This is a genomic window from Lentzea sp. NPDC004789, assembly GCF_053601075.1.
In genome coordinates this window covers 21,255-41,651 of the sequence record NZ_JBSGBE010000016.1, presented here as the reverse complement: position 1 = coordinate 41,651, position 20,397 = coordinate 21,255, and the positions used below count along the sequence as shown (strand labels likewise).

At 69.6% G+C, this 20,397-nt stretch carries 18 protein-coding genes; 11 read left to right on the top strand and 7 right to left on the bottom strand.

The features are described from left to right. Positions 1 to 48 precede the first annotated feature (48 nt). The 7 genes from ACWEIJ_RS31160 to ACWEIJ_RS31130 all read left to right on the top strand — a co-directional run bounded on the left by ACWEIJ_RS31160 (position 49) and on the right by ACWEIJ_RS31130 (position 6,403). Positions 49 to 2,652 carry a nitrate- and nitrite sensing domain-containing protein gene (locus ACWEIJ_RS31160; protein ID WP_449840818.1) on the top strand — a complete coding sequence of 868 codons (2,604 nt, stop codon included), beginning with the start codon at positions 49 to 51 and terminating at the stop codon, positions 2,650 to 2,652. Then, the gene (locus tag ACWEIJ_RS31155; RefSeq protein ID WP_449840817.1) at positions 2,649 to 3,068 is read left to right on the top strand and encodes a roadblock/LC7 domain-containing protein; all 420 of its coding nucleotides are present in this window, start codon (positions 2,649 to 2,651) and stop codon (positions 3,066 to 3,068) included. Before ACWEIJ_RS31160 ends, ACWEIJ_RS31155 begins: the two co-directional genes overlap by 4 nt. 2 nt (positions 3,069 to 3,070) lie before the next feature. Beyond that, positions 3,071 to 3,622 (top strand): DUF742 domain-containing protein, encoded by a 552-nt coding sequence (locus tag ACWEIJ_RS31150; RefSeq protein ID WP_449840816.1) that lies wholly within the window; start codon positions 3,071 to 3,073, stop codon positions 3,620 to 3,622. Beyond that, entirely contained in the window at positions 3,603 to 4,220 is a 618-nt protein-coding gene (locus ACWEIJ_RS31145) for an ATP-binding protein (RefSeq protein ID WP_449840815.1), read from the top strand. The genes ACWEIJ_RS31150 and ACWEIJ_RS31145 overlap by 20 nt, the downstream gene beginning before the upstream one ends. A gap of 87 nt (positions 4,221 to 4,307) precedes the next feature. Continuing rightward, a complete protein-coding gene (locus tag ACWEIJ_RS31140; protein WP_449840814.1) occupies positions 4,308 to 5,144 on the top strand; it encodes a helix-turn-helix domain-containing protein in 837 nt (278 codons plus the stop codon). After that, on the top strand, positions 5,141 to 5,308 hold the full coding sequence (locus ACWEIJ_RS31135) for a DUF397 domain-containing protein (protein ID WP_449840813.1): 168 nt from the start codon (positions 5,141 to 5,143) through the stop codon (positions 5,306 to 5,308). Before ACWEIJ_RS31140 ends, ACWEIJ_RS31135 begins: the two co-directional genes overlap by 4 nt. 516 nt (positions 5,309 to 5,824) lie before the next feature. Continuing rightward, entirely contained in the window at positions 5,825 to 6,403 is a 579-nt protein-coding gene (locus ACWEIJ_RS31130) for a hypothetical protein (protein WP_449840812.1), read from the top strand. Between the two features lie 97 nt (positions 6,404 to 6,500). On the opposite strand, the gene ACWEIJ_RS31125 is transcribed toward ACWEIJ_RS31130, so the two are convergent. The 3 genes from ACWEIJ_RS31125 to ACWEIJ_RS31115 form a co-directional block, all read right to left on the bottom strand. Then, positions 6,501 to 7,040 carry a hypothetical protein gene (locus tag ACWEIJ_RS31125; protein ID WP_449840811.1) on the bottom strand — a complete coding sequence of 180 codons (540 nt, stop codon included), beginning with the start codon at positions 7,038 to 7,040 and terminating at the stop codon, positions 6,501 to 6,503. Then, complete coding sequence (locus ACWEIJ_RS31120) at positions 7,037 to 7,627, bottom strand: RNA polymerase sigma factor (protein ID WP_449840810.1); 591 nt, start codon at positions 7,625 to 7,627, stop codon at positions 7,037 to 7,039. Before ACWEIJ_RS31120 ends, ACWEIJ_RS31125 begins: the two co-directional genes overlap by 4 nt. Positions 7,628 to 7,780: 153 nt before the next feature. Beyond that, a complete protein-coding gene (locus tag ACWEIJ_RS31115; RefSeq protein WP_449840809.1) occupies positions 7,781 to 9,337 on the bottom strand; it encodes a CBM35 domain-containing protein in 1,557 nt (518 codons plus the stop codon). A 126-nt stretch (positions 9,338 to 9,463) separates the two neighbouring features. Between ACWEIJ_RS31115 and ACWEIJ_RS31110 the strand changes: the two genes are divergently transcribed. Continuing rightward, positions 9,464 to 9,928, top strand: coding sequence for a GbsR/MarR family transcriptional regulator (locus ACWEIJ_RS31110; protein ID WP_355455660.1), 465 nt, complete (start codon positions 9,464 to 9,466; stop codon positions 9,926 to 9,928). Positions 9,929 to 9,937: 9 nt separating this feature from the next. Continuing rightward, positions 9,938 to 11,032, top strand: coding sequence for an ankyrin repeat domain-containing protein (locus ACWEIJ_RS31105; RefSeq protein ID WP_449840808.1), 1,095 nt, complete (start codon positions 9,938 to 9,940; stop codon positions 11,030 to 11,032). Here the strand turns inward: ACWEIJ_RS31105 and ACWEIJ_RS31100 are convergent. The 3 genes from ACWEIJ_RS31100 to ACWEIJ_RS31090 are packed head-to-tail and all read right to left on the bottom strand — an operon-like array spanning position 11,011 to position 13,630. After that, a complete protein-coding gene (locus ACWEIJ_RS31100; RefSeq protein ID WP_449840807.1) occupies positions 11,011 to 11,925 on the bottom strand; it encodes a COX15/CtaA family protein in 915 nt (304 codons plus the stop codon). The genes ACWEIJ_RS31105 and ACWEIJ_RS31100 overlap by 22 nt on opposite strands. A gap of 20 nt (positions 11,926 to 11,945) precedes the next feature. Beyond that, complete coding sequence (locus ACWEIJ_RS31095) at positions 11,946 to 12,704, bottom strand: ABC transporter permease (RefSeq protein ID WP_449840806.1); 759 nt, start codon at positions 12,702 to 12,704, stop codon at positions 11,946 to 11,948. Next, positions 12,701 to 13,630, bottom strand: a complete 930-nt coding sequence (locus ACWEIJ_RS31090) for an ABC transporter ATP-binding protein (RefSeq protein WP_449840805.1) — start codon at positions 13,628 to 13,630, stop codon at positions 12,701 to 12,703. The genes ACWEIJ_RS31095 and ACWEIJ_RS31090 overlap by 4 nt, the downstream gene beginning before the upstream one ends. A 137-nt stretch (positions 13,631 to 13,767) precedes the next feature. On the opposite strand from ACWEIJ_RS31090, the gene ACWEIJ_RS31085 reads away from it, so the two are divergent. Both ACWEIJ_RS31085 and ACWEIJ_RS31080 read left to right on the top strand, forming a co-directional pair. Then, complete coding sequence (locus ACWEIJ_RS31085) at positions 13,768 to 14,343, top strand: DUF998 domain-containing protein (RefSeq protein WP_449840804.1); 576 nt, start codon at positions 13,768 to 13,770, stop codon at positions 14,341 to 14,343. Then, the gene (locus ACWEIJ_RS31080; protein WP_449840803.1) at positions 14,340 to 16,325 is read left to right on the top strand and encodes a glycosyltransferase; all 1,986 of its coding nucleotides are present in this window, start codon (positions 14,340 to 14,342) and stop codon (positions 16,323 to 16,325) included. The genes ACWEIJ_RS31085 and ACWEIJ_RS31080 overlap by 4 nt, the downstream gene beginning before the upstream one ends. Here ACWEIJ_RS31080 and ACWEIJ_RS31075 read toward each other — a convergent pair. Beyond that, positions 16,306 to 20,001 carry a patatin-like protein gene (locus ACWEIJ_RS31075; protein ID WP_449840802.1) on the bottom strand — a complete coding sequence of 1,232 codons (3,696 nt, stop codon included), beginning with the start codon at positions 19,999 to 20,001 and terminating at the stop codon, positions 16,306 to 16,308. The two genes, ACWEIJ_RS31080 and ACWEIJ_RS31075, sit on opposite strands and share 20 nt — an antisense overlap. Between the last annotated feature and the right edge of the window lie 396 nt (positions 20,002 to 20,397).

Below are 20,397 nucleotides of genomic sequence, written 5' to 3'. Positions count from 1 at the left end.
GAGGTAGCCGATAGTGGGGCACTTCGAGCGCGCCTTGGGGATCATTTCGTGAATGTCGAGTGGAGAAAGATCAGCGACTGGCGCAACTGGCGCCTGCCGGTCAAGCTCGGCGTCGTGCTGCTGGTGCCGGTGGCCGTGGCCATCGGCGCGGGCGCACTGCAGATCTCCGGTTACGTCGACCGGTCCAACAACTACGTGCAGATGCAGGGCCTGGTTCGTCTGCGGGCGGATCTCGCGCCGCTGATCTCCAGCGTCCAGCAGGAGCGCACGCTCGCCGCGCAGAGCACCACGAGCGGCTCCGGTGTCGGCGCCTTCCAGAACCAGATCAGCGCCACCGACAGCGCCGCCGCGACCGTGCGCCGCCGCGTCGAGCGCACCGAAGGCCTGAGCGACGTCTCGCGCAACCGCTTCGCCGAGCTGGGCAACCAGCTGGAGACGTTGAAGGGCCTGCGGGAGAAGGTCACGCAGGGCGGCGACGGCGACCCCAACAGCGGCACCATCGGCTACACCACGGTCGTGAAGTCCCTGCTGGACTTCGAACAGGCGCTCATCAGCCAGTTCGGCGACCAGGTCATCTCCGGCACCGCGCTGGCGCTGCACAACATGGTCATCGCGCAGGAGCAGATCTCGCAGCAGTACGCGATCGTGTTAGCCGGGATCGGCCGGGGCAGGCTGCTCGGCGCCGAGGCCCGGTCGCTGGAGCAGTCCGACATCCGGCTGCAGGACCGCATCAACGACTTCCAGGCCATCGGCACGACCGACCAGCGCCGCAACTACGAGCAGACCGTCACCGGCGCCGCCGTCGCCACCCGGACGGTGCTGACCCAACGGGCACTTTCGCAGCCCGACGGCGTCCAGGTGACGACGCGTCCGGGGCAGCCGAAGCCGCCGCCGTCGTTCGGCATCAACGTCGACGACTGGAACAAGGCCTCCGGCACCACCATGAGGCTCATGGACGAGGTCGTCCGCGGTCTGCAGGACGAGCTCGCGAACTCGGCCGCCGCGCTGCAGGACGACACGTCCAACAAGGCGGGCGCCGCCGCGGTCATCCTGCTCGCGATGCTGATCATCGCCGGCACGCTCGGCTTCGTCATCGGCCGCTACCTGCTGCGCTCGCTGTCCCAGCTGCGGCACTCCGCGCTCGACGTGGCCCACCACCACCTGCCGGAGGTCGTCGCCGCGATCCGCGCCGACCGCAAGCCCGACACCGAGATCGAACCGGTGCCCGTGCACACCAGCGAGGAGTTCGGCCAGCTGGCGCGCGCGTTCGACGCCGTGCACGAGCAGGCCATCCGGTCCGCGGTCGAGCAGTCGTCGCTGCGCTCGGGCATGAAGAACATCTTCGTCAACCTGTCGCGCCGCTCGCAGGGCCTCGTCGAACGCCAGCTCAAGCTCATGGAGGAGCTGGAGCGGCACGAGGAGAACCCCGAGCAGCTCGCCAACCTCTTCAAGCTCGACCACCTCGCGACGCGCATGCGCCGCAACAACGAGAACCTGATGGTGCTGTCCGGCACCGACGTCGCCCGCCGGTTCCACCAGCCGGTGCCGCTGGCCGACGTGCTGCGCGCGGCCGCGTCGGAGATCGAGCACTACCAGCGCGTCGTGGTGAAGTCGACGCCGTCGGTGGAGATCGTCGGCTACGCGGCCAGCGACCTCGTCCGCCTCGTCGCGGAGCTGCTGGACAACGCCACCGCGTTCTCCGCGCCCGCCACCCAGGTCATGATCGGGTCGCGGATCGACCAGCAGGGCTCCGTGCTCGTCGAGGTCGCCGACCAGGGCATCGGCATGGGTCCCGCGGAGCTCACCGAAGCGAACGAGCGACTTTCCTCTGGTACAGAGGATGATGTGCCGGTATCGCGCCAGATGGGTCTGTTCGTCGTCGGTCGTCTCGCGGCCCGCCACGGCATCACCGTGCGGCTGCGCGCGCCGGGCGAGGGCCGGGAGGGCCTGCGGGCGTTCGTGCTCGTGCCGTCCGAGCTCGTCCGCGTCCAGGAGGAGCCCGCCGCACCGGCCCAGCCGCGGCACGCCGCGCTGCCCCAGCCCAAGCCGGCGCTGGCCCCGGCCAAGCAGCCGCACGTGGTCGTGAAGACCCCGAACCTGGCGCCTCCCGCCCCGGCGCCCGCCATCGAGCACCAGCGCGAGTCGGCCGAGTGGACGTCCTTCCGCGGCGCCGCGATCGACGAGCCGTCCCAGCGCCAGCCGCCGTCCCAGCACCAGTCGCGGCCGACTCCGGTCGAGACGACGTCCTCCTGGTTCGCCGGAAGCGGCGTCGCCGAGCACAACTCCGGCGAACCGGTCAACGGTGATCATTCGCAGCCGACGTCCCGGCCCGGGCCGTCACCCTCGGTAGCGGCCTCCTGGTTCGGCAAGAAGCCTGCGGGAGGCGTCTGGGAACAGTCGGGCGACCCCGCGACGGACGCCGGTGAGACGGATGCCGGGTTGCCGAAACGGGCGCCGCGCAAGAACCTGCTCCCCGATCTCGCGGAACGTTCCGACCACGGCACGCGCCCCGCGGCGGCGCCCAGGCGCGATCCGGAGCGGGCACGAGGCTTTCTCGCCAGCTACCAGACGGGCATCCGCCAGATGCCGTTGGGCGGCAACGGGAACGGAAACGGCCGGGGGAACGGCCTGGGGAACGGGGAGAAGGCATGAGCACGCCGCAGTCGCGTCAGGTGGACCAGTTCGGCTGGCTCATCACGAACTTCACCGATCGGGTGGCGGGCGTCGCGCACGCCATCGTGATCTCGGTGGACGGCCTTCTGCTCACCAAGTCGACAGGTCTGCCGCCGGACCGCGCCGACCAGCTGGCCGCGATCGCGGCGGGCGTCACATCACTGACGATGAGCGCCTCGCGTTGTTTCGAGGGCGGCGGAGTGTTGCGCACCGTGATCGAGATGGACTACGGGATCATGCTCCTCATGTCCATTCGAGACGGATCTTGTCTGGCGGTTCTGGCCGCCCCCGACAGCGACGTCGGTCAAGTGGCCTACGAGATGACCGTGGTCGTCGACCAGGTGGGCCAGATCCTCACCCCCGAACTGCGAGCGCAGCTGCACAGCGTGAGGTGATCATGAGTTCGGCCGCTGACGCGCACCGACGGCGCAGGCGGGCGGAACCGCCCGCGGAACAGACGTTCGCCGACCTGATGAACGGGTTCACCCTGGACTCGGGCAGGAGGCGAGCGCGCACCGCGTCCGAGGCGCCCGCGCGGGAAGCGACTCCCGTTGTGCCGCCGCAGCAACCGGCGGCACCGGTCTTCGAGCCGTCCGTCGTGGAGGCTCAGGACGCCTCGATCGTTCGTGCATATGCCTGGACGGGTGGGCGCACACGGTCCAACATCAACCTCGAGATCGAGACACTTGTCTCCGCCAATGATCAGAGTTGGCAGTCTGCCGGTATGTTGCAGGCTGAGCACCAACACGTCGTCGAGCTGTGCCGCTCGCCGCGATCCGTCGCGGAGGTGGCCGCACTGATGCGCCTCCCGCTGGGAGTCGTCAAAGTGCTGCTCGGCGACATGGCGGAACGAGGTCTGGTGGACGTGCACCAGACCGCTTCCGCGGGCGGTGACACGCCGGACCTCGGGTTGATGGAGAGAGTGCTGAGTGGACTACGTCGGCTCTAGATTTCCCGACTTCGGGCCCCCTGGGCCTCCCGGTCGGGAGCTGACCTCGGCCAAAGTCGTCGTCGCCGGTGGCTTCGGTGTCGGCAAGAGCACCTTCATCCGGTCCATCGTGGAGAACGATCTCCTCACGATGACCGCACTTCCACCGGAGCGCGCGGGCTTGGTCACCGAGCTCGTGCGCATCCAGTTCGGACGCGTGTGGCTCGATCCCGGCCTCGCGCTGCACCTGTTCGTGGCCCCGCAGTGGCAGGACCCGCGGGCGGGCTGGAACGACGTGGTGCGTGGTGCCGTGGGCGCCGTGGTGCTGTTCGACGTGATGCGCCCGGCCGACTCCGTGGACGCGATGCGGTACTTCGAGGACCACCGGATCCCGTACGTGCTGGCGTTGAACAACGTGCACGCGTCCGTCCGGTCGGACGTGAAGGCGATCATCCGCGGCATGGGCATCGACGCCGCGGTGCCGGTCGTGAACTGCGACCCGCGCATCCGGCTCTCGGTGCGCGAGACGTTGATCGCGCTGGCCGAGCATGCGAAGCTCGACCGGTGGCGCCGTCGGCCAGGGCCTGACGAAACGACCCCGCTCGCGCCTGTCTGCTGACTTGGAGTTTTTCCAAGCCTGCCTCTTTCAGGGCTTTTTGAGCTGAAACGATGGAGCTGGGAGGCTTGCGCCTCCTAGCTTTTCGGCATGCCCAAAAGAGAGTCGAACGTCGTGGGCCGCGAGTTCGGCAACGGCCTTCGCGCCGCCATCGCCCAGACCGGCCTGACGCAACGCAAACTCGCGGAAGAGCTGGACTGGGACGAGTCGAAGATCTCGGACGCGGTCAACGGCAAGGGCGGCATCGACGCGCACGAGGTCGAGGTGCTGCTGGCCTACTGCCGGGTCCCGCTGGGGGAGCGCAGGCACCTGCAGGCGTTGTTCCTGGAGGCCGGCGAGAAGGGCTTCCTCCTCTTCCCGGAGGACGGCGTGCCCGACCAGCTCCGCACCCTCATCAACCACGAGAAGGAAGCCACCGAGATCGTCGCCTGGTCGATGATCCTCGTGCCCGGCCTGCTCCAGACGACCGAGTACGCACATGCTGTCGCTGAAGAAGGTCCGCACGAGAAGGAGGACGTCCCGAAGGTCGTGGCCGCGAGGGTCGCGCGGGCGGAGATCCTCAGGCCGGGCCGGACGTTCACGTTCCTCGTGCACGAACAGGCACTCCGGCTGCCGGTGGGAGGCGAGGAGGTCTGGCGCGAGCAGCTGGCCCACCTGATGAGGATGTCGGTGCGGAAGTACATCAACTTCCACGTCGTCCCCAGCTCGATCGGCGCCCACGCGGGTGTCGCCGGTGACTTCCGGGTGATGAGGTTCCCCAAATACCCGCCGCTCGTCTACGTCGAGAGCCTGAACTGCGGCTTGTTCTTCGACGACAAGGACACCGTCGCGCTCTACGAGGACAGGGTGAAGCGCCTCGCGACCGTCGCCCTCGATCGTGAACAATCGAGGGCGGTGATCGACGACATCTTGGAGGGCCTCCAATGACCAGCTGGCGCAAGAGCAGCTACAGCAGCACCGGTGACAACTGCGTCGAGGTGGGGCACGGCGTCGGCGTCAGGGACAGCAAGGCGCCGGTGACGCACCTGCCGATGTCCGCCGGGTCGTGGTCGGCGTTCCTCGCTGCGGTGAAGGGTGATTCCGCCCGTTAGGACGCGCCACTCCGCCGCGTTGCGACCCGACGCCGCCGCGGGGCCTCGCCCCGGTCCCGCGCGGCCGGGTCATGCACGTTCGCTGATCGCCCGCCTCGCGTTTTCAGGACCCGGCCGGGTCGAAGTACCCTTCCCCGGTGCCTGCGGGTCTGCTTTCCGCACTAATCCGTGCACCGCGGAATTAATCGTGTCGCCCGGGCCATGTCGGCTGCACTATTGGTAATTCACGCCCGATCATCCCACGGGTGCACCCGGTTCCCTGTCGGAACGGCGATTTTGGGATTTTATTCGACCTGTTTGGCCTATTCCTCGGCTTCCGATCCGTGTTGATACTTGCCGTGCTGGATGTTTGTCGAGCACGGGGGATCTTTCCACGTAACGAGTGAATAAGTCGTTTGGTCCGTTATTCTTCCGGTACCTTGCGCCGGTATTCCCGCGAGTGGTTTCCCCGTATCCATCGCCGTGCAATGCACAGGAGTTGTGGGGATTATGAGCGCGAAACGAAGAACCAAGATCATGGCCGCTTTCGCCGGGCTGCTGTTCGGCCTGGCCTGGGTGGTGGGTGCGCCGTCCGCCTCCGCCGGCGGCGGCAAGCCCGCCCCGACCGGCGACGCGCAGCACTGCGTCGTGTCCGTGGGCAACGGCGCGATGAGGTGCTTCCACACCGCCACCGAGTCGATTTCCTTCGCCACCGGCGGCCGGGTGACCAACGCACCGGCCGACATGCGGGCCGCGGTCCAGGACGCGAAGCTGACGCAGGAGATCAACGCCACGGGCCCCGGCGCGATGGCCGTGGTGATCGGCATCGAGTACTACTGGGAGAACTACGGCACCCCGTCGTTGACGTTCACCGGTGCGAACGCCTGCACCACGACCACCGGGGACACCGACTTCTACTACGCCCCGCTGCCGAACTACACCGGTAGTGGCGGCGTCAACTGGAACAACAACATCCGCTCGTTCGCCGGCTACAACAACTGCTACCAGCGGATGTGGGACAACTCCAACTGCACCGGGCTGCTGCTCGGCTATGTCGGTTCCTCCGCCGACATGGGCGCCTACCGCGACCGCACCGAGTGCATCTACTGGTCGTAGACCTCTGCGAACAAAGCGATTAACGCGATTGGCAAACGCCGCGTGATGTGAGAATCGGCCGGCCCTGGGGAGCTCCCCGGGGCCGGCCGCTGGGGAATCATCTGTCGAGCTTGCGCAACTCCGGGAGGTTGAGCCGGGCGCAGGTGCTCGCGTCGCCGGGGAACACCCCGGCCACCCCGTCGGACACCACGCACGCCACCAGTGGGGGCGCGACCCGTTTGACGGCGGGTCGACCCGCCTTCGGGTCCTGCTGCGGCGGGGGCGCCTGCGCCGCGGCAGGACCCTCGGTCAGCACGCCGAACTCCCACAGCTGCCGGCACAGAGACACCGCCTCGTCGGCGATGTCGGCGGGTTTGCCCTCGGCGGTCGCGCCTGCCCCGTCGCTGTGGTAGCCGTTCACGTTCGCCTCGGTGTAGCAGTGGACCTGCTCGCGGACGGTGGCCTGCTGGGACACCACGTAAGCGGCCACAGCCACACCTCCGGTGAGCATCAGGGCGGTCACCGCGCCGGGCACCGCCCAGCGGAGAACACCCCGGCGGCTGGGCGTCGACTGCTCGGCCACGACGGTCACGAGGTGCCTGCCACGGGCTGCACGCCGGTGCGGTGCCATGGGGATCTGGTCGAAGGAGTCCGTCATCGCATTTCCCTTTCCAAGGTGGTCGGCCGGTCGAGCAGCTCGCGCAGGTGCCGGCGAGCCCGGTTGAGCCGGGAGCGGATGGTGCCGACGGGGACGCCCAGGGCGATCGAGGCGTCCTCGTAGCTCAGGCCGGTCCAGACGCACAGCGCCAGCACGTCCTGCTCCTCGCGCCGCAACCGGCGGTAGGCAGGCAGGATCGTGGCCATCTCCAGTTCCGCGTCCACGCGCAGCGCCGCCGCGTCGGCGGGGTCCACCTCGGTCGCCGCGGCGGGCAACCGGGCCAGCACCCGCTCGTACCGCCTCAGCGCCCGCGTGTGGTTGCGCATCACGTTGTTCGCGATTCCCAGCAGCCACGGCAGTACCGATCCGGCCGCCGACAGCCGCAGCCTGCGCCGTTGCCGCCACGCTTCCAGGAACACCACCGAGGTCAGATCCTCGGCCGTGCTCCAGTCCCCGATCCGCCGGAAGCAGTGGTTGTAGACGGTGTCCGCGTGGCGTTCGAACAACGCGCCCATGCCCGTCGGGTCGCCCGCGGCTGTCCGCAGCCACAGCGACTCGTCGGTCTCCGCAGGCTCAACTGGGTCCATGCCAACTCATGTCCGCTCGGCGCGGTGTAGTTCCACCCGGTGCCCGATGATGCCGTTGCCGCGCTCGGGCCGTCGAGTCGTGAACCAGGCGCCGGCCACGCGTCTGCCGGTGTCGGCAGGCGCGTGGCCGGCGTTCCTCGTCGAGGTGAGGGCCTATCCGACGTCGAGGTAGTCGAGGTTCGGCGCGCCGTTCGCCGTCGTCGCCGTCACCCGGATCTTGTTCTCCCCGGCTTGCAGCGTCACCGGTAGCTGCACCGCCGCATAGGTCGTCCAGGCCCCGGTCGCGGCGAACGCCACCTCATCGCCCACCAGCACCCCGTTGACCGCCACGTCCAGCGGCCGGTTGACCGTGGTGCCGTTGGCGTAACCGATGGACAGCGTCGCGGCGCCCCCGGCGGCGGAGTTCACGGTCCACTCGACGTACGGCCCGGCCGCGTTGTCGGTGTTGACGAACCCGGTCCCGGAGAAGCCGGCGTGGTTCGACTCGACCACACCGCCGGAGATCACCGCGGACTCGGCCTCGTACCGCGACACCGATCCGGCGCGCGTCACCCGGTACAGCACGGTCCCGTGCGCCGGCACGGACGCGCTGATCGTTCCCGGCACCGTCCGCACCTGCTTCGACCACAGGTCCTTCAGCGTGTAGGACGAGCCGCCGCCGAGGCCGATCGCCGACGCGGTGGTCGAGATCGTGGCCGTCGACGTCGTCTCGTTGGACAGCGCCACGGCGCGGTCACCGTTCGCCAGCACCTTCGAGTAGACGACCTTGCCGGAAGCTGACGAGACCACGGTTCCCTGACGCCCCAACGGATCCTGGTCGACCGCGATCACGTCCCTGTTCTCCAGGATCGTGAACGTGTCGTCGCTGACCTTGCGCAGGTCGGAGCCGATCAGCAGGGGTGCGGCCATGATCGCCCACAGCGAGAAGTGGGTGCGGTACTCCACCGCCGTCATGCCGCCGTTGCCGACCTCCAGCATGTCCGGGTCGTTCCAGTGACCCGGCCCCGCGTACTGGGCCAGCGCGCGGTTCGCCTGCGCCTTGCCGATCATCGACGACCAGTTGTCGGAGATGTCACCGGTGGTGCGCCACAGGTTGCCGACGTCCGCGCCCCAGGTCCACACCTTCGGGTCGGTGCGGCCCCACTCGCAGATCGAGTACACGATCGGCCTGCCGGTGCGCGCCAGCGCGTCCCGCATCGCCTTGTAGCGCTGCTGCGCGTCGACGCCCTGGTTGTTGCAGTTGTCGTACTTCAGGTAGTCGATGCCCCACGACGCGAAGAGGTTCGCGTCCTGCTGCTCGTGGCCGAGACCGCCGGGGAAGCCGGCCGTGTTGCACGTCTTGGTGCCCGCCGACGTGTAGATGCCGATCTTCAGGCCCTTCGAGTGCACGTAGTCCGCGACGGCCTTGATGCCGTTGGGGAAGCGCACCGGGTCGGGCACGAGGTTGCCGTTCGAGTCACGGGAGGACTTGGCCCAGCAGTCGTCCAGGTTCACGTACTGGTAGCCCGCGTCCTTCAGGCCGCGTGACACGAAGATGTCCGCGATGCCCTTCACCATGGCCTCGTTGAACTCGGCCCGGCAGCCGGTGGAGTTCCAGTTGTTGAAGCCCATCGGGGGAGTGCGGGCCAGTCCGTTCTCCAACGCCATGGCGGGCGCGGACGGAGTGATCCCGGCTATCAGCAGTGCCGCCAGCAACGCTCTTCGAATCATGGTCAGCCAAGCCCTTCGTCCGGGCGGCGGCGCACCAAGTGTCAACTCATTGCCTGCCGATGACAAGGGAGTCGTTGACAAGATCGCTACGATAGTTTCAGTGTTGACCGAAAGGAATCGCCTCAGATGAGCGTTGGCAGGGAAACTCGCCTCTCGGCCTGGATCGAGCGGTTCGCGGCCCACTTCGCCGAGGAGGGCATTCCGCTGATCGGTGGCCGCATCCTCGGTTACCTGCTGGTCTGCCAGCCGGTCGAGCGCACCGCGGCCGAGCTGTCCCAGGAGCTCGAAGCCAGCAGCGGCTCGATCAGCACGAACCTGAAGTACCTGGTCAACGTCGGCCTGGTGACCAAGAGGACCCGGCGCGGCAGGCAGGCCGCCGAGTACCGGATCAACGAGAAGGCCTGGTCGGAGTTCGTGCAGCGCAAGCTGAACGCGATCGCGAGCGTGCAGACGCTCACCGACGACGGCATGCGGCTGCTCAGCGGCGACCCGGAGCGCGCGATGCGGCTGCGGACCGTCGACCACCTCTACGGTTGGCTCTCAGCGGAACTTCCCGCTTTGTGGGAGCGCAGGCCCGCGTCGCCCAAGTAGCTTGGGTGCATGTGGCACCCGTTTCGCGACGACATCGAGTACTACGAGGAACGAGCCAGGGGACTGCTCGCTTCCGCGTGGGACGGGACGCCCGGCGCCCTGGAGGTCTTCGACGACGTGCCGCTCACGGAGGAGGGCGCGCACACCGTCCTCGCCCAGGCGCACGGCTGTGAGGACTGGAAGGCGCTGCAGGCCAACATCCGCAGGCCCCGGCCGTTCGCCCGCGCGTACCAGGCGATCGAGACGCGCGACCTCGGTGAGCTCAAGGCGATCCTGATGCGGGACCCGTGGCTCGTGAAAGCCAGCGGTACCAACGGCAACGACCTGCTCGGCCTCGCGTCCGCCACCTGCGACGAGCGGTTCGTGCAGGTGCTGCTGGAGGACGGCGCGGACGTGAACCACCAGAACGTCCACGGCTGGACCGCCCTGCACCAGGCGGCCTGCGTGAACCTCCCGGCCATGGCGCGGATGCTGCTCGCCGCGGGAGCCCGCACGGACCTCGAAGCCCGCGGTGAGGGCGGTACTCCGCTGACCGTCGCGTTGTTCTGGGGCAACCGGGACGTCGCGGAACTGCTGGGCGTCGACCCGCCGAACCTGCGCACCGCGGCCGGCCTCGGCAACCTCGACCTCGCCACCGAACCGGAGGCGAAACGCGGCTACTACCGGCCGCACAGCGGTTTTCCGCGCTGGTGGCCGACGAACGACCCGCAGGAGGTCCTCGACGAGGCGCTGTCGTGGGCCGCCCGCAACGACCGGGTCGAGGTGTTCGGCGACCTGCTGAAGCGCGGCGCCCGCATCGACGCGGACGTCTACCGCGGCACGGCGCTCGCGTGGGCGGCGTGGTGCGGCCTGGAGAACGCCACCCGCACGTTGCTGGACCTGGGCGCGAACCCCAACCAGCGCACGGGTTTCGGCGGCCCGATGCACGGCGAGGGCGTCACCGCGCTGCACCTCGCGGCGGAACGCGGGCACCTGCCGGTCATCCGGATCCTGCTCGACGCCGGCGCCGACCCGACCGTCAAGGACGCGAACTACGAGGCGACACCGGCGAACTGGGCCGGGCACAACTCCCAGGACGAGGCTCAGGCCTTGCTGAGCGCCTGATCTTCGGCGGGCACGGCGACCTCGACGGTCCGCTCGCGGCTGGAGGTCCACAACGTCGCCGTGGCCACGACGACCGCACCGGCGCCCAGCACGTGCAGCGACACGAGCACCTCGGGCACACCGGTCCAGTACTGGATCATGCCGAGCGCGCCCTGGGCGAGCACCACACCGACGAGCGTCCAGTACGCGCGGGTGCGGGTGAAGAACCCGACCGCGATCAGCAGGCCCAGGAACAGGAACAGCAGGTCCGCGTGGACCTGCGCGAGCGCCGCCACCTTGATGCCCAGCCGCGGCGTGGAGGCGTCACCGGCGTGCGGCCCGGCGGCGGTGACCCAGGTGCCCGCGAGCAGCAGCGCGCCCAGCACGGCGGCCATCACGACCTGGAGCTTCATCAGCGGCGCGGGCACCAGCAGCCGTGCCGGACCGTCGCCCTCGCGCAACGAGCTGACCAGCAGCACGGCCAGCCACACCAGGCCCATCGAGATCATGAAGTGGACGGACACGGTGTACCAGGCCAGGCCCGTGAGCACCGTGACGCCGCCGACGACCGCCTGCAGCGCCACACCGCCGAGCTGGATCAGCGAGAGCGTGAGCACCCGCCGGCGCCGCGGCAGGTGGAACCACGCCGCCAGCACGCACAGGCCGGCGATGACGCCGACGACACCGGTCAGCGTCCGGTTGCCGAACTCGACCCACTGGTGCAGTGCCGCGACCTCGGGGTGCTGCACCGGGACGACGCTGCCGTCGACGCACTCGGGCCAGGTCGGGCAGCCGAGACCGGAGCCGGTCACGCGGACGATCGACCCGGTGACCGCGATTCCGGCCTGCGCGATGACGACGGCAATCGCGAGCGCGCGCTGCCAGGACACGAGGAGGGCGGTCAGCTTCGACACGCCCTTGATGGTAGGTCTCGCTAGGTAAGACGAGTCGTCCGGGTGGCCAGTGCCCCGGCCACAACGCCCCAGGCCAGAAGCACCGCGACCGGACCCGCGCCCGGCGCCGTGCCGTACACCACAGCACTTTCCATCGCCTGCGCCAGCGCGGCCGACGGCAGCAGGTGCACGAATCCGACCGGCACCGACAAGGCGACACCGCCGACCATCAGCAGCACGAACCAGATGATGTTGGCCAGCGCCAGCACGATCTCCGCGCGCAACGCCCCGCCCAGCAGCACGCCGAGCGCGCCGAACGTCAGCGTGCCGAGCACGATCAGCAGCACCAGCCACGGCAGCCCGGACAGCGGGAACTTCCAGCCCAGCACCAGCGCCGTGACCGCCAGCAACGCGACCTGGATCGCCGCGACGACCAGCGCACCGCAGATCCGCCCGGTGACCAGCAGCCAGCGGGGCAGCGCCGAGGCGGCCAGCCGCTTCAGCACGCCGTACCGCCGGTCGAACCCGAGCGCGATGGCCTGCCCGGTGAACGCGGACGAGATGATCGCCAGCGCGAAGATCCGCGCGGCCGCCGAGCCCACCCGCGGTTCCGGCATCGGGATCACCGACATCAACGACAACGCGATGAGAAGCGCCATCGGGATGATGACGGTCAACAGGATCTGCTCGCCGTTGCGCAACGTCAGCAGCGCTTCGGTGCGGGCGTGCACGAACAGCATGCGGGCCAGCGACCCGCGGCCGGGCGCGGGCTTGAACGTGCCGGGAGCGAAGGTGGTCACGAACGCAGCTCCCTGCCGGTCAGCTCCAGGAAAACGTCTTCGAGGCTGCGCTTGGCCACGGTCAGCTCCTCGGCCAGCACGCCCTGCTGCGCGCACCACGACGTGACGGTCGACACGACCTGCGGGTCGATCAGGCCTTCCACGACGTACTGGCCCCGCGTGGCCTCGCGCACCTTCAGCCCCTCCGGCAGCGCGGCGGACAGCAGCGACGTGTCGAGGCCCGGCCGGGCGCGGAACCGCAGTTGCTGGTCGTCCGCGCGGTTCGCGGTGAGCTCGGTGGGCGTTCCCTGCGCCACGACGCGGCCCTGGTCGATGATGACGACCTGGTCGGCCAGCGCCTCGGCCTCGTCCATCAGGTGCGTGGTCAGCAGCACGGTCACGCCGTCGTCCTTGAGAGCGCCCACGAGGTCCCACACGAGACGGCGTGCCTGCGGGTCCATGCCCGCGGTCGGCTCGTCCAGGAACACCAGCTCAGGGCGTCCGATCAACGCGCACGCGAGCGACAGCCGCTGCTGCTGCCCACCGGAGAGCCTCTTGTACGGCGTGCGCACCGCACCGGAGAGCCCGAGCACCTCGATCAGCCACTTGGGATCCAGCGGGTCGGCCGCGCACGCCGCGACGAGGTTCAGCATCTCCTCGGCGCGGATGCCGGGATAACCGCCACCGCCCTGCGGCATCACGCCGATGCGCGGGCGCAGCGCCTGGTCTCCCGGCGCGAGTCCGAGCACGCGCACGGTGCCGTCGTCGGCCGCGCGGAAGCCCTCGCAGATCTCGACGGTCGTCGTCTTGCCCGCGCCGTTGGGCCCGAGCAGGGCGAGAACGGTGCCGGGCTGCGCGACGAGGTCGAGGCCGTCGACGGCGGTCTTCGAGCCGTACCTCTTGACCAGCCCCGAGACTTCCACCGCAGGCTGGGGATTCGGGCTCACGAACGGTCAGCCTAGGCGGTGCCCGGTTTCACCCGCCTGGTGGGGCTGGCCCTACCCCCGGGAGTCAGGGACACCTCAGGGTTCGCTCGGGGGAGTTCCCCATTGGTTGATCAACGCGGCCGCAAGAGACTTCTGGCGTGGTCGAGTTGGGGGAGAAAAGACGGGGATTGGTGGTCGGGGGACTGGTGTTCTCACTCGTCCCGATTTTCTACCTGCATGTGGTGTCGGCGGGGCAGCTCAACCCGATCACGGACGTGATCAGCGACTACGTGTTCGTGCGCAACGGCACCGAGTGGCTCGCGACGACTTCGCTCAGCCTCGCGGCCGTTTCGGCGTTGCTCGCCGTCAACCTGCGCGGTGTGGGCAGGTCAGCGCAGTGGCTGATCGGCGTCTGGTCCGCGGGGCTCACGGTGTCGACGATCTTCCCGACCGACCCGACGGGGGCACCGACGTCGATGTCCGGCTACATCCACCGGTACGCGGGAGCGGTCATGTTCGTGGCGCTGCCGGCGGCCGGAGTGCTGATCGCCCGCAAATTTCCGGCTCTGTTCGGTATCGCATTAACGGCGGGTGTGTCGAGCGCGGCGTTTCTGGTGAGTCACGTTTCGTTCGCCGGATTCGAGGCGCGCGGGCTCACCGAACGCGTTTTGTTCGCGTCCCTTTACGGACTTCTTTTCGCCATTGCGGCACTACAGGTGAGGCGCACGACATGACCATGCTGGCCATCACGCTCGCCGTGTTCGGCGCCGTGTGCTTCGCCCTCGCGGCCCGGCTGCAGCACGACGCGGTCGCCGAGACCGGTGCGCGTGTCGGTGTTCTCGCCCAGCCGCGCTGGCTGGGCGGGCTCGCCCTGCTCGTCGCGGGTGCCGGGGTGCACGCGGCCGCGCTCGGCATGGCGCCGCTCACCGTCGTCCAGCCGGTCGGCGTGCTCGCGATCGGCATGACCGCGTTGCTGGACCGGCGGTTCCGCGAGCTGCCGGCGATCCTGCTCACGACCGCGGGTGTCGGCGCGTTCGTGTTCCTCGCGTCCGGTAGCGCGACTGCGACCCAGATCGCACCGGACGCCGAATTCACGGCTGGGTTCGTGGTCCTCGGCGCGATCGCCGTGCCTGGCGTGATCGCCGCCCTCACGACGAACGCGCGCGTTCGGGCAGTGGCGTTCGCCTCGGCTGGTGGCGTCGCGTACGGGTACGTGTCCGTCCTCATGCGAGCCGTCTCCCAAGCGGTGCAGCAGGGCGGGTTCGGGTTCGCGCAGTTCGTGTCCGTGCTCGCCATCGCTCTTTCGCTCGCCGTGGGCGGCTGGCTGGTCCAGCACGCCTACGCCGGCGGGCCCCCTCATCTCGCCGTCGCCTGCCTGACCGTGGTGGACCCGCTGGTCGCGGTCGGCATCGGCGCCTTCCTCCTCGGCGAGGCCGCGCACCTGTCCCCGTGGACCGGTGCCGCGCTGATCGCCTGCGCGCTCGCCGCAGCCAGCGGTGTGTTCGCCCTCGCTCGTCAACCTCGTGTCTCTACTCGATCGGAGCTTCCCGTGAACACCTCCAGCGCGCTGCGCGTCGTCATCGCCGCCGACACGTTCCCGCCGGACGTCAACGGAGCCGCGCGCTTCGCCCAGCGCCTCGCCATCGGCCTCGCGTCCCGCGGGCACGACGTCCACGTGATCGCCCCGGACTCGCCGCGGGCCACCGAGATCGAGGGCGTGACGGTGCACCGGCTGCGCTCGCACCGGCTGCCGTTCTACCCGGACTTCCGCTTCTGCCTGCCGTGGCAGGCCTCTCGCGAAGCCGACGAGCTGGTCAAGTCGCTCAAGCCGGACGTCGTGCACGTCCAGGCGCACTTCGTGGTGGGCCGGTTCGTGCTGAACTCCGCTGTCGCGCAGGGCATTCCGACGCTCGCCACGAACCACTTCATGCCGGAGAACCTGTTCAGCCACGCGCACGTGCCGTCGTTCCTGCAGGGCATGGCCCGCAAGTTCGCCTACCGCGACCTGGCCCGCGTGTTCGGACGGGCCGACGTCGTCACCGCGCCCACGCCGCGGGCCGTGCAGTTGTTGCACGACAGCGGTTTCCCGGAGCGCGCGGTGCCGGTGTCGTGCGGCATCGACATCGCCCGCTACCAGCGTTCCGTGGTGCACAACGACCGTCCCACGGCGTTGTTCGTCGGGCGGCTGGACGAGGAGAAGCGCGTCGACGAGTTCCTGCGCGCGCTGGCCCGCGTGCCCGGCGCGTTCGGCGAGATCGTCGGTGACGGCACCTGCCGCGCCGAGTGGGAGCTGCTGGCCCGCGACCTGGAGATCACGGACAGGGTGAGGTTCCACGGGTTCGTGTCCGAGGACGACCTGCTCGACGCCTACGCCCGCGCCGACCTGTTCGTGATGCCCGGTGTCGCCGAACTGCAGAGCCTCGCCACGATGGAGGCGATGGCCGCGGGCAAGCCGGTGATCGCCGCGAACGCCATGGCGCTGCCGCACCTCGTGCACCCCGGCCGCAACGGCTGGCTGTTCGAGCCCGGTGACGTGAGCGCGCTGGCGCAGCGACTGCACACGCTGGTGCACGACGCCCCGATGCGGGCGCGGATGGGCGCCGCCAGCGGCGAGATCATCTCGCACCACGCGCTGGCGGCGACCCTGGAGCGCTTCGAGGCCCTGTACGCACGGGCGATGGGCCTGCCGGCGCCCGTCATCGCGTTGGCGGCCTGACCGGCCTGGCGATCGGACCAGGCGTCGACGGCCTGAGCTTCTGCTCGATCTGCTGCGCGACGAGCTGTCCGTTGCGGGAGAGGGTGAGCGTTGAGGGGTGCTCGCCCTCTCCCTCGATGAGGAACCGGTACAGCGACGCGTGGCCCTCCAGCCGTTCGCGCAGCATCGCCTTGATGTCGCAGTCGTCCGGGTAGACCGCCGGAATCGCCTCGGTGACGAGCTGGCGGCTGATCCGGTGGCGCTCCACCCGCGGCACGTACCACGACGTGATCAGCAGCAGCGTGAGACCGAACGCCAGCGCCGTGCCGATCACCGTCGTCCAGCCCCAGCCGTGCGGCCGGATGAGCAGCAGGACGTCGGCGAGCGCGAGGTAGCCGAGGCCGTAGACCACGGCCCAGCCCGCGGTCGCGGCGGCCGGCGGCTCGGCCGGTTCCGTGCCCCACACGCCCTCCACCCGCCGCCACCGTTGCAGCGACTTGCCCCCGCTGAGCGCCTTGTAGACGCCGAACGCTCCACAGAGGACCGAAGTCGGGATCACCAGCCAGGGCTTGGTGTGCAGCTCGAACTGCCAGATCGCCCAGACCAGCGCCATCGCGACCGCGACCACGGCCACCTGCTTCCAGCGCCGCTCGATGATCTCCATCGGCCGGAAGCCGGCCAGCACCGCGAGCGGTGTGCGGACGGGCGCGGGCAGCGAGCCCAGGACCAGCAGCGCGGTGACGACCAGCGCCACCCCGGCGATGGTGACCGTGCCCGTGGTGACCTGCGACTTGTCGTCCGGCAACCGGTCGACTGCGATGGCCGCCAACGGGATCACCGGTGACAGCAGCACCAGACCGTGCAGCATCGTGCCGCTTCTCAGTGCCGCGTAACCGAAAGCGGCGAGCAGACAGGCCGCGCCGATCGCGGCGCCCGGTCCCGCGGCCCACGTCGGCAGGACGCCGAACAACGCCATCACGACCAGCGCGCCACCGACCGCGAGACCGAGCAGTCCCAGGAACTGCGCCAGGTTCCCGCCTCTGGTCAGGCCGGTGATCGTCCAGTAGGGGAGCAGCGCGGCGCCGCGGATGGTGCGGGTGACCGGCCGGACCGCGGCGAGCCCCGACCGTTCGGAGTCGGCGACCGTGACCGCCACCGCCGCGGCCGTCGCGGCCGTGCGGATCATCTGGTCGGACGCGGCTTCCTGGGTCAGCGGCTCGCGGCCGATGCCGGCGCGGTCGAACGCGGTCAGCGCCGCCATGCCCAGCGTGACCGTGTGCTCGTGCGGATATTCCAGGCGCCGCAACAGGTCCTCGTGTTCTTCGAGGAACAGCTCACCCCGTGAGCGCTTGTCCGAGCCGTCACCGCGGTCGGCGATGATCGCGGCCCGCAGCCGGGGCAGCTCGTCGCAGATGATCCGCCAGTGCAGACCCCACGCGGCCAGCTCGGCGAGCTTCATCGACGACGGCGACAGCTCGTGGTCCGCCGCGTAGATGCCCGCGAGCTCCTGCTTGGCCTCCTCGGCGCACACGGCGACCTGCATCGGCAGCTCGGGCCCGAACATCGTCTTGATCACGCTGTTGACGACGGCCTCCGCCCGCTCCTGCGGCGTGCGCTGGTCACCGTCCGGCCGGCCGAGCATGTCCATCCGGCGCAGCCGCCGAGGGTCGAACAGCACCCGGCACAGCATGGTGGCGCCGTCGAGCCGGCCCCAGATCCAGTCGTTGACCCGCCACGACCGCTTCAGGAACCCGGAGAACCGCGCCAGCGACGCCCCGCCCGCCTTGTCGTCGGCCGTGATCGACTGCTGGGCGAACGCGTTGCGCGTCTGCAGCGACACCTGCACCAGCTCGACCGGCGTGTCCAGTCCGGTGGAGGAGTCGTCGGACAGGCACGTGCCCGCGATCTCCAGGGCCAGCAGCCTGCTCAGCGACCGCTCCGCGGCGGACAGCCCGGCCTCCTGCGCCGTGGCCACCGGCGTCAGCAGCGCCTGCCAGCAGCCGAGCCCGCCGAGCTTGAGCCGGTACTCGTCGAGCTCGGTCATGACCTCCTGGGCCTCGCCGACGATCCGGCCGATCTCGGCGACCTGCGCCCTGACGTCCAGCCCGAGGTGCCCGTCGATCATGTTCTCGTGGTAGCTCGCCAGCCGGCCGGTCCAGTAGTCCTCACCGAGCGAGTCCGACGGCTGCCACGCGAAGACCTCGGACCTGAGCTTGCGCAGTTCGGCACGCACCTGGTGCAGCTCACGCCGGGCCTTGGCGATCTGGTCGGCCTTGCCGTCCGGCGCCACCCACACGAGCCGCTTGAGCAGGTCGAGCGCCGACGCACCAAGGCGTTCGGCCATCGCGATGCCCCACTCCCAGCCCACGTCCTCCCGGCACACGACGCTCGGCAACCGCACACCGGGCACGTACGGCAGCACGCCTTGCGTCTGCTTCCACGTGCGCTGCGCGTTCTCCGCCGCCCGCCGCGCCCGTTCGAACGACCAGTTGGCCGGATTCCCCTTGGGCAACGCGAACTGCTGCGCCACGGCCTGCCGCGCCGCGAGCCGGATCTCGGCGTCCTCGTAGTGCCCGAAGAGCTTGTCCGCCAACGAGTACACCTCGTCGACGACGTTCTGCCCGCCCGCGTTCAGCCGTTCCAGCAACGCCATCCGCCCGCCCCTGCTGCTGGCGGCCCGCCGGTTGTGCTCCTCGATCTTCTCCACGTACGTGCGACCGGCCTGACTCGACATGGCGCTCAACAGCTTCGCGCCCGAACTGACCGTCGTCATCGCCTTGGCGACGGTGTCCGCCACCGGCTCCGACCCGAGCGGCTCCGCGTGCGGGAACACCAGCAACATCACCCGCCGCACCGGCCCGTCCGCCGGCATCCGGTCAATGGCCTCCAACGCCTCCTTCGTGGGCGTGTTGACCAGCACCCCGCCGTCGACCGCGAACCGGCTCCGATCACCCCCGTTGGCCCAGCTCGCGACATCCGCCATGTCCGGCCGCTCCGGCGTCGCCTGACCTCCGACGGGGATGAAGCTCGGCTCGAACGCGAACGGGAAACTGGCACTGCTGCGCGCCGCCAGCGCAAGCTGCAGCACGCGCTCGTTCAACTTGTCGGCCGTGAAGTCGTTCCTGGTGTCCTCCGCCACCCAGTCGTAGGGGTCGCGCCGGAACGAGAAACTGCCCTGGTGCACCGACTGCGTGAGCGGCTGCCCGAGGTCGTCGTAGGTGATGGTGGGAACCCCGCCCAGCAGCGTGGTGGTGATCCGCAGGTCGATCGGTCGCTCGTAGGCCTCGGTGGGCTCGAAGTCCGTGGTGAGACGGGCCAGCGCCTCCTGCAACCTGGGCAGGAAGAACTCGTCCCCCTTGAGCAAACTGGCCGGCTCACCCCGGAACGGCGTCCTGAGCAGCTGCTCCATCCGTCCCTGCTCGGCCCACAGATCCCGCAGCCTGCTCAGATCGGCCTTCTTGTTGACCTGTGACAACGCCAGCGCGGCCCCGTTGATGCCCCCGGCCGACGTACCGGCGATGACATCGGCCCGCGCGGTGCAGCCCACCAGGTCCAGCAGCGGCTGGTACACACTGCCCGGCCTGGTCAGCCGGTCGAGTTCCAGCACGACGCCGCCCATCCAGACGGCCAGGCTCACCCCGCCGTTGAGCACAACGGCGAACCGGACCTCTTCGCGCGACATGGGTTGCTCGGTCATGCCACCCCACCCCCTCCGGCGTCGATCATCCCCCTGCCCAGGTAGTCGTCCGCCGAAGGGATGTGGTTACTGGTCCGGATGCCGTGTGCTGGTCGCGTCTCAGGACCGATGACGAGCCGGGTCAAGTCATCGCCGCTTCGCGACGATTGCGGTTGGGGCTCGACTTCGGGGCCCTTGCGAGGCGCTGGCCGGCCTTGAAAAGCCGGGCTGAAAAGAGCCCGGCCGATCCGAGCGCGGTAGCACCTCGCATCCAAAGCCAAGCCCCAATCGCGTGGGCTGGGCACGTCATCACCGCTTACCGGGTCGGTATTGGGCCTTTTCGGGCTCGGCTTCGCCTTCGCGTGAGGGTTCGGGCGGGCGGTTCACGCTTTCGTGTACGGATTTATCCGTTATTGT